The organism is Glutamicibacter uratoxydans (assembly GCF_006539925.1).
In the GTDB taxonomy this organism is placed as follows: Bacteria; Actinomycetota; Actinomycetes; order Actinomycetales; family Micrococcaceae; genus Glutamicibacter; species Glutamicibacter uratoxydans.
The window spans coordinates 123,956-137,942 of record NZ_BJNY01000010.1 but is presented as its reverse complement, the minus strand read 5'-3'; the positions used below and the strand labels follow the sequence as shown (position 1 = coordinate 137,942).

Below are 13,987 nucleotides of genomic sequence, written 5' to 3'. Positions count from 1 at the left end.
CGGAGTGAATCTTGAGCAACCTTGAAACCGTGACGTTCAACGCCCACCAGCTGCCTGCGGAGCAGATGCAGCTGCTCACCGACTTCCAGATCGCTACCAGCATCGGGTTCTACGATGACGTCTCCGATGAGCAGGGGCAGCAGACCTACCGCGAGATCGCCGCGGCCCACCAGCTGCGCTGCACCATGGTTTTCGACCGGTCGGCGCAGCTGCCAAGCCGGCACGCCGCCGCACCGGTGCACACCTATGCGTCATTCCCGGGCACGCTGAATGCCGGCGGCCGCCAGCCCGTGCCCCTGCACAAGATCTCCGCCGTCACCGTCAGCCCCACGCACCGGCGCCGCGGAATCCTCTCCGCGCAGATGCGCGACGACCTGGCCTATGCCGCGTCGCAGGGATTCGCGCTGGCCGGTCTGACCGCCTCGGAAGCAACCATTTACGGCAGGTTCGGCTTCGAGGTCGCCACCCGCCAGCAGCGCTTTACGCTCAAATGCGAGGGCGGGCTGAAACTCCGCGGCCAGCTGCCGGGCACCGTGGTGGATATCGACGCGCAGCAGTTCACCGAGCAGTACCGGGATGTGGCGGCGCGCGCCCAGCAGGCCACCTTTGGTTCGGTGGACGGCGCGCTGTACGACGAAGGCTACGCGCTGGGCCGCTGGGACGGGTACGAAACCCTGGCGAAGCCGAAGCACATGCGCTTCGCCGCCTCCTATGACCAGCAAGGCACGCTGGATGGCTTCATCACCTACAAGTTCGCCGGCTGGGACAAGGAACCGGCGCGCATGGTGGTGCACAAGCTGATTGCCGTGAACCCCGCGGCCCGCATCAAGCTGCTGGCCTACGTCGCTAACCACGACCTGGTGCACGAGGTCTACGCCTCGGGCCCGCTCGACGACCCGCTGCGGCTCATGCTGGCCGACGAGCGCAGCAGCACCGTGCGCAGCGTGGATGACGTGCTCTGGCTGCGGGTGCTGGATGTGTGCGCCGCGTTCAGCCGGCGCGGCTATTGGCGCGAAGGCGCCGTGGTCCTGCAGGTCGCCGATGAGCTGGGATTCGCCGAGGGCCGCTACTTGTTCGACATCGGGCAGGACAGCGTGGTGGTCGAACCGCTGGAACCGGGGGAGCAAGCCTGGCCCGAGGTTCCGGAGATCGCCCTGGGCGTGCGCGAACTGGCAGGCCTCTACCTGGGGACCACGAGCTTGGACCAGCTGCTGGCGGTTGGACGGGCTGCGCTGGTGAACGGTGCCAGTGCGCAGGACTGCGCGGACCTCTTCGACGGACCCAGCGAGCCGTTTACCCTGCACGGATTCTAAAACCCTACCCATCGGCTGAAGGACTTGATCTACGCAATGCCTGCTTCCCCGGACGGCCACCTGGTGCCGCTCAGCTCCCGCCGGAGCCTGCTGGCATTCGGCGCGGCGGCCCTGGGCTCGTTCGTACTGTCGGGCTGCGCGGCCGACGGTTCGTCCGAGTCCAGCTTGGCGCCGGCGAATTCTGCGCCTTCCGTCCACCCTGCACCGGCGCCAGCCAGCCCGGCGGCCAGCAGCACCGGCGCCGTGGCCCCCGGTGATGGAGCCCCTGAATTTCTCGACAGGGATAAGGCCATCGACATGTTCAAGGGCCGTGCGGCCGGTTCCTTCGGCTTGGAGGTGCCTGGGATCCAGCTGGGCCTGCCCGAGGGGGCAAAGTTTGCCGCGCTGACTTTTGACGCCTGCGGAGGGCCGCGCGGCTCGGCAGTGGACACAGCGCTGCTGTCCACTCTTCGTGCACATCGGGCCCCTGCCACGTTGTTCATCAACCAGCGCTGGGCGCGGGCGAATCCTGGACTGATGAAGGAACTAGTGGCAGACCCGCTCTTTGAGATCGCCAACCACGGCACGCTGCACGCGCCGCTGTGCATCGCCGGGCAGAAGGCCTATGGCATTCCCGGGACCGCGTCAGTTGGCTCGGCCTACGACGAGGTAATGGAGAACCAGCGCTACATGGCCGGTGAATTCGGCGTCGACGCCCGCTTCTTCCGCTCCGGGACCGCCCACATGGACGAGGCTGGCGCCGCGCTGTGCCGCGCGCTGGGGATCGTGCCGATGAACTTCACCAGGAATCTGGATGCGGGGGCGACATTCGCCGCCTCAGCGGTTGCGAGCCAGGTGAAACTGCTGAAGTCCGGAGACGTGGGGATCGGCCATTTCAACCAGCCGGGCTCCGGCACCGCCGCCGGAGTGCGCGCCGGGCTGGGCCCGCTGCTCGACTCGGGAATCAAACTGGCCACCCTGTCTCAGGGATTCTGAGAAACCACCCGGACTGTAGCGAATTTCACAAATAGAAGCTGCGCATCTTGGCGGATTCCACTTTGACCCGCTCTATGGTAGGCGCGTAGACTTGATAAGCGTGCCGTGGTTCGCCATGCGCGCATCAAGTTTTACCCGTTCGAATTCCTGGGACTTCCGGGGGTTCGACTGACCAAATCTATCCACATCGGAGTCCCTACTACATGACCATCACCTCGAACGAGAACAACAGCGCACCAGTCGTCGCAATCAACGACATTGGATCTGCTGAGGACTTCTTGGCCGCAGTCGACGCCACCATCAAGTACTTCAACGATGGTGACCTCGTCGAAGGCACCGTCGTCAAGGTTGACCACGACGAAGTTCTGCTCGACATCGGTTACAAGACCGAAGGTGTCATCCCTTCCCGCGAGCTTTCCATCAAGCACGATGTTGACCCAGGTGACGTTGTCACCGTTGGCGACAACGTCGAGGCCTTGGTTCTGACCAAGGAAGACAAGGAAGGCCGCCTGATCCTGTCCAAGAAGCGTGCACAGTACGAGCGCGCTTGGGGCGACATCGAAAAGATCAAGGAAGAGGACGGCGTCGTTACCGGTACCGTCATCGAGGTTGTCAAGGGTGGCCTCATCCTGGACATCGGCCTGCGCGGCTTCCTGCCTGCATCGCTGGTTGAGATGCGTCGCGTTCGCGACCTGGCACCATACATCGGCCAGGAAATCGAAGCCAAGATCATCGAGCTGGACAAGAACCGTAACAACGTTGTGCTGTCCCGCCGTGCATGGCTCGAGCAGACCCAGTCCGAGGTCCGCTCGACCTTCCTCAACAAGCTGGAAAAGGGCCAGGTTCGTCCGGGCGTTGTTTCCTCCATCGTCAACTTCGGTGCCTTCGTGGACCTGGGCGGCGTAGACGGCCTAGTACACGTTTCCGAGCTGTCGTGGAAGCACATCGACCACCCATCCGAGGTTGTCGAGGTTGGCCAGGAAGTCACCGTCGAGGTTCTGGAAGTCGATCTGGACCGCGAGCGCGTTTCCCTGTCGCTGAAGGCTACCCAGGAAGATCCATGGCAGACCTTCGCCCGCACCCACGCACTGGGTCAGGTTGTACCGGGCAAGGTTACCAAGCTGGTTCCATTCGGTGCGTTCGTTCGCGTCGAAGACGGCATCGAAGGCCTGGTTCACATCTCCGAGCTGGCAGTTCGCCACGTTGAACTGGCTGAGCAGGTTGTCTCCGTGGGCGACGAGCTGTTCGTCAAGGTCATCGACATCGACCTGGAGCGCCGCCGCATCTCGCTGTCGCTCAAGCAGGCTAACGAAGGCGTTGACCCAGAGGGCACCGAGTTCGACCCAGCACTCTACGGCATGGCTGCAGAGTACGACGAGGCCGGCAACTACAAGTACCCAGAGGGCTTCGACCCAGAGTCGAACGAATGGCTCGAAGGGTTCGAGACCCAGCGCGCTGCATGGGAGGCACAGTACGCTGCCGCTCAGGAGCGTTGGGAAGCTCACAAGAAGCAGGTTGCCGCTGCACTGGCTGCCGACGCAGAAGCAGAGCCTGTTGCAGCCGAGGCTGCACCAGCTTCGTACTCCTCCGAGGCACCAGCAACCGACGCTGGCACCCTGGCTTCCGACGAAGCACTGGCTGCACTGCGCGAGAAGCTGACCGGCAACTAATTTCCCTCGCTGCCGGCCCTTACGGCCGCAGACAGGAAACTAGCTTTCGCTAAGCACGATGGCCCATCCCGATTTTCGGGGTGGGCCATCGTACATTTAAGCCTGAATTGAGCCTGCCTACTCATCATTAGTGCTGATCAGCGTGGGGAAAGATCGCTCCCCGGGTGGATCGGCCACAGTGCGGGCGCTGGCTACAGTGGTGGTAGTCATCACCCTAGGGCCAGGAGCAATTCATGAGTGCATCCGCGTTGCGCGTCCCCTTCCGCTCGCTCAGCGATGAACAGTGGGCAACTGTTCCGCGCAGCATGCCGGCCTCGTGGCTTACCGCCGGTGTATGGATCCCGTTGGCTGCGCTGCTGGTGTACTTGCTCGGGTTTGCCCCGCAGCGGCTGGAACTGGGGGAGTGGCAGCCCTATCTGGTCAGCTACTCGGCCATCGTCGGCTCTATAGCCTTGTTCTGGGGCGCCGGCCGCCATGCCCCATGGATCGCATTGGCTGCAGTGTTGAGCTTCATCTACCTGGTTTCACCCTCGGGCATCGAAAAGTATGTTATTTACGCCGCCGCCATGTATTTTGCGCTGCTGTGCGCGGCTTCGCTGATTGGTCAGCTGCGCTTCGCCGCGCTGCTGCGTTCGTGGCATCGCGAGGCCCAGGGCAGTGTCGATGTGCCAGTGGCGGACTTGAACGTGCGCAGGCTGACCAAAATCCTCCCCTCGACGTTGTGGACCATGGCAGGATCCTCGCTGCTGCTCCCTGCCGCAAGGATCCTGTGGCAGTTTTTCACCAAGGCGGGCATGGATCCGGCGAAGATCGAATCGGGCCTATGGATCGAAGCCAGCACGGGAAGCATCGTGCTGGTGGTCTGCCTGCTGCTGAGCGGCTTCAAATGGCTCGAAGCGCGTTCGGTGCCTCTGACCGTGCTTGAATTCCCTTTTGCCCCGGGTGCTGGGCCTCTGGCGTTCACCGGAATAGGCAACAGCATCCCAGTCGAAGAGGCCGAGCAGCCGCGGTGCACCTGCGCCGAGTCCACAGCGAACGCGGAGGCCGAGGCCCTAGCGTATCCGCAGTACCGGGTCTGCGACGATGACTGCCTAGTGCATGGCATCCGCGCGGTCAACGCGCTGGATCGCAGCCAGTTCTCTGAGATCTCCTATGAAACCTGGGTTTATGGGGAGCACGTCCGCCAGGAGCTGTTGCCCGCGGGAACCAGAATGAGCATCGCCGGCCTCTACGGGTGGGATGCCGCTCCGGTGCGGGTTGCGGACTCGGTGTACTTTGGCCGCGGGGCGCAGGCCACCCCGGCGAATGTGCTGCCTCGCGTGGCACGGGAGCCTCTGCGCCGTGCACGCCGGCGAATGAAATGGGTCGACGCCAAGGCAAAAGACCTCTATGCCAGCGAGCTCAATGAAAACAAAGCGGCAGTCATCGACCAGCAGGTCCTGGACGGGCACGGAAGTTCGCTGTTCGCTGTACGGGTGGAGGGCCAACGCCCCTATCTGCTGGACGCCCCGGTCCAACCGGCCAATGAGGTTGGCGCGGGTGCCGACGAGGCTAGGCGGCCCGGCGCTGATTGATCGTATTGCGCACCGGTGTGCCTGAAGGATCCATGAACCGGGGCAGGATGACCTTGGGCACCCCGCCGTCGGCAATGACCTTGATCAATCCCGCATGGACGTCGTGGTGGTGCGTTTCGCAGAGCATGGCACCCCAGTAGACGGAGGTGATTCCTCCCTGCGACCAGAACCAGATGTGGTGGACGCTGCAGGACTCGGGGTCCATGGTACAGCCAGGCACAATGCACCCGCCGTCCCGGATCCTGATCGCCAGGCGCATGGGGTCGGTGTGGTAGCGCTGACTGCGGCCGACGTCGAGCACTTCTCCCTTGCCTCCGAGCACGATCGGGATGATTTTTCCCCGGGCAAGCACTTGGCGCAGCTGGGTGGGGGTGAGCCGGTGTCCGTGTTCGGTGATCCCGTAGCTGGCGGCCCGTTCTTCGAGTTCGGCCAGTGTGAGGGTGACGACGACCTGAGGCGCCACGGTGGAGACCAGCAGGTCATCGGCCTCCGCGGCCGGAGCTTGGCCGGTGCGCTGTGTCTTGAGCAGGGTGCGCAGGCGCTGGGAGTTGATCCGCAGGAAACTCATCAGGGCGTTCAGCCGGCGTTGGGCGATGCTGGGAGCTGCTTCATCCGCGTCCTCCCAGCGGGCTGCCGCCTCGTCGTCGGTGATGAAATCCGGGTGCTCATCTGCCGGCTCCTGCTGGCCGAAGGCGCCGAAAACGACATTGGCCCGGTTCTGCCGGGCGGCCCCGCCGGCTTCCGTGCGCGGATTGTCGGCCTGGGCCAGCAGCGAAGCGAAGTATTCGGCATCCAGCGAATCAAGCAGCAGCTCGTAGCGTTTCAACCCCGACTTGCTGCCCCGGTCGTAGAGGCCGGTGTGGCTTTCGGGGTCTTCCTCGCGTGATTCCTCGCGGACGCGTTTGAAGATCGCATTGACCTCGCTGCGCCGGGTGTCGGCGTTGGGCTCGTCCAAGGCGCGGTCGACCAGCTCCTCGACCAGTTCGCCGGCCGCATCCTGTGCGGTGGCGCTGGCCACCGGCGTGAATTCGTCGGCGGGCGGTTCCAGGCTCTGCAGCCTCCGGGCCGCGGAGATGATTTCTGCAGGGCGCTGGGTGCGGTCGGCGAAGCGCTGGGCCATGCGGGCGAACTTCGGCGGGTGCTGCTGGTGCTGGTAGTCGAACTGGGCGATGAGCTGGCTGGCGGCGTTCACGCGGTCGCGGGCATCGAAGTAGTTGATGTTCAGCCAGGCGGCGAGCAGGTCCTGCGGGGACTTGAACGTGGTGCGTCCGGTGCAGCGCCGGGCGGGCGTCGACCAGTCGAGCTCTGCCGGGCGGCGGACGAGGTCCAGCTCCTCTTTGTCCAGGGCTTGGGCGGCGCTGGCCTGCAACAGATGGGCCGCGCGGATCTGGGCGCGGGCGACACTGCCGGCGGCGTGCTCAACCTGCTGGGTGTAGGCCAGCGCGAAGCGGGGATCCGCCAGCTGCCCCGCCGGGTCCGGCGGCGGCGCGAGTTCCAGCAGCTGGCTGGCAAGCTCGGCCAGGTCCAGCGCGGTGGCTGGATCAAGCGCGGGCTGGGCCGCAAGTTGTTGGCGCAGCTGGGCCGCGCACTGGTTGATGGTGTTGCTCATGGACACAGCATGAACCAGGTGCGGCGCGTGCGGCGGGCCGGGGACGCGGACTGTGGAGAACTATTGTTTGCGGCGGCGGGTGGAGCAGGTGACGGTGAAGGTCTTGTCGCGGGCCAGCTGGGTGGTGGGGCCGATGCGGCGTTCCAGTTCGGCCCGGTAGCGCAGGTGAGAGTTGAAAACGCAGACCAGCCGGCCGCCGTCGGCGAGCACCCGGGCCGCCTCGTCGATCAGCTTGAAGGCGATCGCGGCGGTGACGGTGTTGCCGATGTGGAAGGGCGGGTTCAGCGTGATGAGCTCCGCGCTGGCATCGGGCAGGCGGCTCAGCCCGTCGTCCTGGATGGCGGTGATGCGTTCGTGCACGCCGTTGGCCTGTGCCCCGGCCAGGGTGGAGGCCACCGCGGAGGCCGAATGGTCAGAAGCCTCGATTCGCAGCTGCGGGTAGCGCAGGGCGGCGAAGATGCCGATGGACCCGTTGCCGCAGGCAAGATCCAGCAGCCTCGGCTCGCCGGCCAGGTCGGGCAGGTTCTCCAGCAGCAACCGGGTGCCCGGATCCAGGCGTGCGGCGCCGAAGGTGGCGGCCTCGGCGCGCAGGGTGAAGCTGATTCCGGCGGCTTCATGCCGGGCCGTGGCGGGGAAGCTGGAGGCTGGCAGGTTCTGACGGATGCCCCGGGCGGTGAGCACCCGCGACTTCTGCCGGGCCAGCGATACGTCGAGCCTCTCGAAATGGGCGCTGAGCACCTGGTTCATCGAAAGGTTCATGTGCTTCACGCGCCCGCCGGCGTAGAGCACCGCGCCGGGCGATGCGCTGGAAGCCAGCGCGTGGACCTGTTCGGCCAGCACATCGAGCCCGCGCGGCAGCGCCATCAGCAGCACCTCTGCGCCGTCCGCCACCGTGTCAAGGGTGCAGAACTCGATGCGAGCGGCCAGCTGGGGCAGCAGTCGCTGCGCATTGGCCTCGATGGCGCGGCGGGCGGTGAGCGAATCGGTGTGCACGCGCACCGTCCGTGCGCCCAGGGCCAGCGCGCCGAGGGACAGCGCCCCATAGTGGTCGCCGATGACCGCCACTGGCAGGTCCCAGACGACGGGCCCGGATTCGGCGGCGCCCAGCCCTGCAGTGTTTAGTTCGACAAGGTTCAGCCCGGCGGAGTTTAGCTCGGCGGTGCAGGTATCCAGGATGAGCCGGTCTGCGGCGTCGGCGGCGAAGAGGTTGGGGGCCTCGACGTCGGGCCAGCGGCGCAGCGAGGCCAGCAGGCCGTCGAGTTCGTTCATTTCATTCATGCCAAGTCCGCCCAGGTTGTTGCGGCGGGCAGCGCGGTGCCTGCGCCGGAGGTCAGTGTTGCGATGAATTCGGCCAGTTGCGCGGCGGCGGCAGGCGTGTCCTCGATGCCGACGTGCAGCAGCGCGCTTTGCGCCTGCCATTCGGTGGTTTCCATCTGGTAGCCGGCGGCGCGCAGGTCGTTCTCATAGCGCGGGGCCAGGGCATGCGGCGCGGCCAGGGTGAAGATGCGCAGCCGTTGGCGGGGGATGAGCGCGGCGGCGTCCAGGGCCTGGGAGACCGAATCGGAGTAGGCGCGCACCAGTCCGCCGGCCCCGAGCTTGATCCCGCCGAAGTAGCGGACCACCACGGCGAGGATGTCTGAGAGCGGGGACCCGTCGGGGGTTTCCCGCTTGGCCAGGGCGTCGAGCATCGGGATGCCCGCGGTGCCCGAAGGCTCGCCGTCGTCGTTGGAGCGCTGGGTCATGCGGTCGGCGCCCAGGATGAAGGCGCTGCAGTGGTGGCGGGCGTCGAAATGGGTTTTGCGCAGGGCGGCGATCCGATCCCGCGCGTCGGCCTCCGATTCGACCCGGAACAGGTAGGTGATGAAGCGGGAGCGCTTGATTTCCACTTCGTGCACGGAGTCTGCCGCCAGCACCGTGTACCGTGTCGCGGTCGAATCGTTGGAGTTCATCGTACTAGTTTACTAGGGTGGAACTATGTTGCATGTGGGACTGACCGGCGGCGTGGCCTCCGGCAAATCTGTTGTCGCTTCCAAATTGGCGCAGCTTGGCGCGGTGGTGATCGACGCCGACAAGCTGGCGCGCCAGGTCGTCGAGCCCGGCACGCCCGGCCTGGCCGCGATTCGCGGCGCGTTCGGGGACCGGGTGATCGCCGCCGACGGCAGCCTGGACCGCCCCGCGCTGGGGGCCATCGTGTTCGCCGACGAAGCCGCGCGCGAGCTGCTCAACTCGATCGTGCACCCGCTGGTGCGAGAGGCGGCCGCGACACTGCGCGAGGCCGCCGACGAGCACGCGATCGTGGTGGAGGACATCCCGCTGCTGGTGGAAACCAAGCAACAGGACCGCTTCGCCAAGGTGGTCGTGGTGCAGGCCCCGGCCGATGAGCGGATCCGCCGCATGACCGAGGACCGCGGCTGGAGCCGCGAGGAGGCGCAGGCGCGCATGGCCGCGCAGGCCAGCGACGAGCAGCGCGCCGCCGTCGCCGATTTTCTGCTGGATAATTCGGGCACGCGCCAACAGCTGGAGGAGCAGGTGGCAGCGCTCTACGTACAGCTGGCCGAGCTGGAGCAGGGGCAGCGCGCATGAGGCACCGCAGGATCGCCAAGTGGATCGCGCTGGCAAGCTTTGCCGCCGCGCTGGTGCTGTGGCTGGGCTTCGGCGGCCGGGCGGACTTCGTCGCCAAGGAGCACGGGCCGTATATCGGAGCGGTGTACGCCGCCGGGTGGCTTGCGCTGCTCGGGCTGCTCAGCGCCACGGTGCTGACCATCAGCTTCTTCGGCAGCGCCATTCAGGCCACCGTGAAGCGCAATGCCATCCGCTATGGGACACGCGGCTTCAAGTAGCCTGCGAACCGTCCTTCAACCGTCGGTGCCAGGGCGTAGGCTAGGAATATGAGCCTAGCCCAGCCGATTAAGCGCGTCGTTGCGCCCTTCGAAGTCATCAGCGAATACGAGCCGGCCGGCGACCAGCCGCAGGCCATCAAGGAACTGACCGAACGCATCAACGCCGGCGAAAAGGACATTGTGCTGCTCGGCGCCACCGGCACGGGCAAGTCCGCGACCACCGCCTGGCTGGTGGAGCAGGTGCAGCGCCCCACCCTGGTGCTGGTGCAGAACAAGACGCTGGCAGCCCAGCTGGCCAACGAGTTCCGCGAGCTGATGCCGAACAACGCGGTGGAGTACTTCGTCTCCTACTACGACTACTACCAGCCCGAGGCCTACGTGCCGCAGACCGATACCTTTATCGAGAAGGACTCCTCGATCAACGAGGAGGTGGAGCGGCTGCGCCACTCGGCGACCAACTCGCTGCTCACCCGCCGCGACACCATCGTCGTCGCCACCGTCTCCTGCATCTACGGCCTGGGCACCCCGGAGGAATACGTCGCCGGCATGGTCACCGTGCGCCAGGGCGAGGAGCTGAACCGCGACGCGATGCTGCGCCAGTTCGTCGCCATGCAGTACACCCGCAATGACATGGACTTCCACCGCGGCACCTTCCGCGTGCGCGGGGACACCGTGGAGATCATCCCGATGTACGAGGAGCAGGCGGTGCGCATCGAGTTCTTCGGCGACGAGGTGGAGGCCATCTACACCCTGCACCCGGTCACCGGGGAGGTCATCCGCGAAGAGACCGAGATGTACATCTTCCCGGCCAGCCACTATGTGGCAGGCGCCGAGCGCATGGGCAAGGCAATCAAGTCCATCGAGGATGAGCTGGCGGCGCGGCTCAAGGAGCTGGAGAGCCAGAACAAGCTGGTCGAGGCCCAGCGGCTGCGCATGCGCACCACCTATGACCTGGAGATGATGGAGCAGATGGGCTTCTGCAACGGCATCGAAAACTATTCGCGCCATATTGACGGGCGCGAGGCAGGGTCCGCCCCGCACTGCCTGCTCGATTACTTCCCGGACGACTTCCTGCTGGTCATCGACGAATCCCACGTCACCGTGCCGCAGATCGGCGCCATGTACGAGGGCGACATGTCGCGCAAGCGGACCCTGGTGGAGCACGGCTTCCGCCTGCCCAGCGCCATGGACAACCGGCCGCTGAAGTGGGACGAGTTCCTGGAGCGCATCGGGCAGACCGTCTACCTTTCGGCCACCCCGGGCAAGTACGAGCTGGGCAAGGCCGACGGCTTCGTGCAGCAGATCATCCGCCCGACGGGCCTGATCGACCCGGAAATCATCGTCAAGCCGACCAAGGGGCAGATCGACGACCTGCTCGACGAGATCCGCACCCGCGTGGACCGCGACGAGCGCGTGCTGGTCACCACGCTGACCAAGCGCATGGCCGAGGATCTGACCGACTACCTCACCGAGCACCAGGTGCGGGTGCAGTACCTGCACTCCGATGTGGACACGATCCGCCGCGTGGAACTGCTGCGCGAGCTGCGCATGGGCTCCTTCGACGTGCTGGTGGGCATCAACCTGCTGCGCGAGGGCCTTGATCTGCCCGAGGTGTCGCTGGTGGCGATCCTGGACGCGGACAAGCAGGGCTTCCTGCGCTCGGCCACCTCGCTGATCCAGACCATCGGCCGCGCGGCCCGCAACGTCTCGGGCCAGGTGATCATGTATGCGGACAAGATCACCGACGCCATGGGCCAGGCCATTGAGGAGACCAACCGCCGCCGGGCCATCCAGCAGGCGCACAACGAGGAACACGGGATTGACCCGCAGCCGCTGCGCAAGAAGATCGCGGACATCACCGACCAGCTGGCCCGCGAGGATGCCGACACGCAGGAGCTGCTGAACAACAACCGGCTGGCCAAGGATGCTAAACGGACCAAGAGTTCTTCAACCGTGCGCAAGGATGGGCTGGCCGCGGCCCCTGCCGAGGACCTGCTGAGCCAGATCGAGGAGATGACAGCGCAGATGCATGCTGCCGCCGGCGAGCTGCAGTTCGAGCTGGCGGCCCGGCTGCGCGACGAGGTCGCAGAGCTGAAGAAGGAGCTGCGGCAGATGAAGGCGGCCGGGCACGCCTAGGCGGCAGGCCGGCTGGCTGTGAACGCGCCGGCACCGCACCCCAAGCTGGGTGCGGTGCCGGCGCGTTTTCCTATGCCTGGGGCTCGCGAATCCGGTGCCTGTGTTTTGCCTGTACGCTACACTTGATCTTTGGACGTAGGGGAGTATCCCAAATGCTGTGAACGTCAGCACGCGATTCAATGGCGAATCGCCGGGCGCAGCAGCCGACCACGATGCGCGTATGCACGGGCGGCGGAGAGACTTGCGATTATTTGCCGTACCCCTATAACGAAAGGCTGCTCGTCTGTGGGCACTTCAGGGTTAACCCTTCAATTTGAAATCATCGCACTGGTTGTCTTGTGCGTCGTGCTGGTCGCGGATCTGCTTTATGTGACCAAGCGCCCCCATATTCCTTCCATGAAGGAAGCCGGCATCTTCGTTGCCGTCTACATCGGCCTGGCCATCGCCTTCGGCGGCGTGCTCTGGTGGCAGGCGGGCCCGCAGATCGGCCAGGAATTCTACGCCGGCTGGATCACCGAATATGCGTTGTCCGTGGACAACCTGTTCGTGTTCATCATCATCATGGCGCGCTTCTCGGTACCGCGAAAGTACCAGCAGGAAGTGCTGATGTTCGGCATCATCATCGCGCTGATCCTGCGTGCGATCTTCATCGTCGCCGGCGCCGCGATCATCGAACAGTGGTCGTGGGTCTTCTACATCTTCGGTGCATTCCTGTTGTGGACCGCCTGGAACCAGCTCAAGGACGAGGGCGACGAGGACGAGGAGAGCGGCCTGGTCAAGAAGCTGACCAGCAAGCTGCCGATCTCCGATGACTTCGACGGCAACAAGCTGCGCACCGTGGTGAACGGCAAGAAGCTGTTCACCCCGATGGTGATGGTGTTCATCACCATCGGCATGACGGACCTGCTGTTCGCCTTCGACTCGATCCCCGCGATCTTCGGCCTGACCAAGTCCGCGTTCATCGTGTTCACCGCGAACATCTTTGCGCTGATGGGCCTGCGCCAGCTGTACTTCCTGCTCGGCGGCCTGATGAGCCGTCTGGTGTTCCTGAAGCACGCGCTGAGTTTCATCCTAGCGTTCATCGGCGTCAAGCTGGTCTTCCATGCGCTGCATGAGAACAACGTGCCGTTCATCAACGGCGGCGAGCCGCTGCACCAGTACGCCTGGCTGGACATCCCGGTCGGCATCTCGCTGCTGGTGATCCTGGGCGCCATCGTGATCGCCACCGTGCTCTCGCTGTGGACCCCGCTGGGCCGCAACGCCGCCGCTAGGGCCGAGGAAGCCGAAGCCATCGCCGAGGCCGCCAAGCGGGCGTCGGAAGCCGACGATCAGAAGTAGCCGGCGGCACGCGTGGCATGAACCATCGGATGAGCTAGGGTAAAAATTATGAGTAACGATCCATTGCCTGCCAATGACATCGCCGCTGGCATCACGATGACCGCCGGTACGATGTCGAGGTTGTTGGGGCATATTGCAGGCCAGGGCCGTTCAGTAACAGCGTGGCGCGTGCTGGCGGGCTTGGACCGCGACGGCGCACAGCGTGTGGGGGACCTGGCCATCGGACAGCGCGTGGCCCAGCCGACGATGACCGGTCTGGTCATCCGGCTGGAGCAGGACGGCATGGTCATCCGGCAGACCGATCCGCGCGACCGGCGCGTGAGCCTGGTGGCGCTGACCGAGCGCGGCAAGCAGGAGGTCGACGGCTACCGCGCCCGGGCGATCCAGGCGCTGGGCGGCACCATCGGCGAGCTGAGCACCAAGGAGCAAGTGGTACTGTCCTCCGCGCTGCCGCTGCTGCAGCGCCTGTGCGAGGACATGGCCGCCGAACTGGACAAGGCTTAGCACTTCTAGCAGGGCCTAGCACGCCAAC

Annotated in this window: 12 protein-coding genes; 9 read left to right on the top strand and 3 right to left on the bottom strand. The window is 65.4% G+C overall.

From position 1 onward, the window contains the following. Positions 1-11: 11 nt before the first annotated feature. From AUR04nite_RS10080 to AUR04nite_RS10065, 4 genes are all read left to right on the top strand, one after another. Positions 12-1,313 (top strand): GNAT family N-acetyltransferase, encoded by a 1,302-nt coding sequence (locus tag AUR04nite_RS10080; RefSeq protein WP_141364562.1) that lies wholly within the window; start codon positions 12-14, stop codon positions 1,311-1,313. A gap of 36 nt (positions 1,314-1,349) precedes the next feature. After that, entirely contained in the window at positions 1,350-2,288 is a 939-nt protein-coding gene (locus AUR04nite_RS10075; RefSeq protein ID WP_246055475.1) for a polysaccharide deacetylase family protein, read from the top strand. Positions 2,289-2,491: 203 nt separating this feature from the next. Beyond that, positions 2,492-3,958, top strand: coding sequence for a 30S ribosomal protein S1 (gene rpsA / locus AUR04nite_RS10070; protein WP_141364560.1), 1,467 nt, complete (start codon positions 2,492-2,494; stop codon positions 3,956-3,958). A gap of 233 nt (positions 3,959-4,191) precedes the next feature. Next, positions 4,192-5,532: a hypothetical protein gene (locus AUR04nite_RS10065; RefSeq protein ID WP_141364558.1), complete on the top strand. Its 1,341-nt coding sequence runs from the start codon at positions 4,192-4,194 to the stop codon at positions 5,530-5,532. Here AUR04nite_RS10065 and AUR04nite_RS10060 read toward each other — a convergent pair. The 3 genes from AUR04nite_RS10060 to AUR04nite_RS10050 are packed head-to-tail and all read right to left on the bottom strand — an operon-like array spanning position 5,510 to position 9,090. Next, entirely contained in the window at positions 5,510-7,141 is a 1,632-nt protein-coding gene (locus AUR04nite_RS10060; RefSeq protein WP_141364556.1) for an HNH endonuclease signature motif containing protein, read from the bottom strand. The genes AUR04nite_RS10065 and AUR04nite_RS10060 overlap by 23 nt on opposite strands. Before the next feature lie 60 nt (positions 7,142-7,201). Then, on the bottom strand, positions 7,202-8,419 hold the full coding sequence (locus AUR04nite_RS10055) for a class I SAM-dependent methyltransferase (protein ID WP_307723232.1): 1,218 nt from the start codon (positions 8,417-8,419) through the stop codon (positions 7,202-7,204). Then, positions 8,416-9,090, bottom strand: a complete 675-nt coding sequence (locus tag AUR04nite_RS10050; protein ID WP_141364554.1) for a YigZ family protein — start codon at positions 9,088-9,090, stop codon at positions 8,416-8,418. The genes AUR04nite_RS10055 and AUR04nite_RS10050 overlap by 4 nt, the downstream gene beginning before the upstream one ends. Positions 9,091-9,115: 25 nt before the next feature. Here AUR04nite_RS10050 and coaE point away from each other — a divergent pair, with 25 nt between their 5' ends. The 5 genes from coaE (at position 9,116) to AUR04nite_RS10025 (ending at position 13,959) form a co-directional block, all read left to right on the top strand. Further along, positions 9,116-9,724: a dephospho-CoA kinase gene (gene coaE, locus AUR04nite_RS10045; RefSeq protein ID WP_141364553.1), complete on the top strand. Its 609-nt coding sequence runs from the start codon at positions 9,116-9,118 to the stop codon at positions 9,722-9,724. Continuing rightward, positions 9,721-9,981 carry a hypothetical protein gene (locus tag AUR04nite_RS10040; RefSeq protein ID WP_141364551.1) on the top strand — a complete coding sequence of 87 codons (261 nt, stop codon included), beginning with the start codon at positions 9,721-9,723 and terminating at the stop codon, positions 9,979-9,981. The genes coaE and AUR04nite_RS10040 overlap by 4 nt, the downstream gene beginning before the upstream one ends. Before the next feature lie 48 nt (positions 9,982-10,029). Then, a complete protein-coding gene (uvrB, locus tag AUR04nite_RS10035) occupies positions 10,030-12,117 on the top strand; it encodes an excinuclease ABC subunit UvrB (RefSeq protein WP_141364549.1) in 2,088 nt (695 codons plus the stop codon). Between the two features lie 285 nt (positions 12,118-12,402). After that, positions 12,403-13,455, top strand: a complete 1,053-nt coding sequence (locus AUR04nite_RS10030; RefSeq protein WP_141364547.1) for a TerC/Alx family metal homeostasis membrane protein — start codon at positions 12,403-12,405, stop codon at positions 13,453-13,455. 48 nt (positions 13,456-13,503) lie between these two features. Continuing rightward, complete coding sequence (locus AUR04nite_RS10025; RefSeq protein WP_141364545.1) at positions 13,504-13,959, top strand: MarR family winged helix-turn-helix transcriptional regulator; 456 nt, start codon at positions 13,504-13,506, stop codon at positions 13,957-13,959. Positions 13,960-13,987 lie beyond the last annotated feature (28 nt).

What these genes read in the sequence shown, in the direction of transcription:
- AUR04nite_RS10075 (WP_246055475.1), top strand. Translation starts at nt 1,350, where the DNA reads ATGCCTGCTTCCCCGGACGGCCACCTGGTGCCGCTCAGCTCCCGCCGG.
- AUR04nite_RS10040 (WP_141364551.1), top strand. Translation starts at nt 9,721, where the DNA reads ATGAGGCACCGCAGGATCGCCAAGTGGATCGCGCTGGCAAGCTTTGCC.
- rpsA (WP_141364560.1), top strand. Translation starts at nt 2,492, where the DNA reads ATGACCATCACCTCGAACGAGAACAACAGCGCACCAGTCGTCGCAATC.
- coaE (WP_141364553.1), top strand. Translation starts at nt 9,116, where the DNA reads ATGTTGCATGTGGGACTGACCGGCGGCGTGGCCTCCGGCAAATCTGTT.
- AUR04nite_RS10065 (WP_141364558.1), top strand. Translation starts at nt 4,192, where the DNA reads ATGAGTGCATCCGCGTTGCGCGTCCCCTTCCGCTCGCTCAGCGATGAA.
- AUR04nite_RS10025 (WP_141364545.1), top strand. Translation starts at nt 13,504, where the DNA reads ATGAGTAACGATCCATTGCCTGCCAATGACATCGCCGCTGGCATCACG.
- AUR04nite_RS10050 (WP_141364554.1), bottom strand. Translation starts at nt 9,090, where the DNA reads ATGAACTCCAACGATTCGACCGCGACACGGTACACGGTGCTGGCGGCA.
- uvrB (WP_141364549.1), top strand. Translation starts at nt 10,030, where the DNA reads ATGAGCCTAGCCCAGCCGATTAAGCGCGTCGTTGCGCCCTTCGAAGTC.
- AUR04nite_RS10060 (WP_141364556.1), bottom strand. Translation starts at nt 7,141, where the DNA reads ATGAGCAACACCATCAACCAGTGCGCGGCCCAGCTGCGCCAACAACTT.
- AUR04nite_RS10055 (WP_307723232.1), bottom strand. Translation starts at nt 8,419, where the DNA reads ATGAATGAAATGAACGAACTCGACGGCCTGCTGGCCTCGCTGCGCCGC.